Genomic DNA, 519 nt, shown 5'->3' with positions numbered 1-519 from the left:
TGAAAAGCAAATTAGCAGTGGCGCTAATGGCTGCGGGCCTTAGTTTTAATGCGCTAGCAGCAGATATTAAAGTTGGCTACGCTGCTGACCCAGTATCGCTTGACCCGCATGAGCAATTGTCTGGCGGTACACTGCAAATGTCACACATGGTATTTGACCCTCTAGTTCGTTTCACTCAAACAATGGACTTCGAACCTCGTCTAGCAGAAAGCTGGGAACGTGTTAACGACACAACGGTACGCTTCAAACTGCGTGAAGGCGTGAAGTTCCACTCTGGTAACTCGCTAACAGCGGATGATGTGGTGTGGACATTTGAGCGTCTACAAAGCTCTCCAGACTTTAAAGCGATCTTCGACCCGTACGAGAAAATCGTAAAAGTGGATGACTACACGTTCGATTTGGTTACTAAAGGTCCATACCCACTTGTTCTGCAAACGGCGACGTACATCTTCCCTATGGACAGCAAGTTCTACTCAGGTAAGACAGAAGACGGCAAAGACAAGTCTGAACTAGTGAAGC

The 519-nt window shown here is 47.4% G+C and carries 1 protein-coding gene; it reads left to right on the top strand.

Annotated features, from left to right (window positions below; all coding sequences use genetic code 11):
- Nucleotides 1–519 (top strand): ABC transporter substrate-binding protein (locus tag R7Z77_RS28390; RefSeq protein WP_318137440.1); only part of this gene is annotated, 519 nt, incomplete at both ends.

It is taken from the genome of Vibrio sp. 1401 (assembly GCF_033340295.1).
This window is presented reverse-complemented; position numbering and strand designations above follow the sequence as displayed.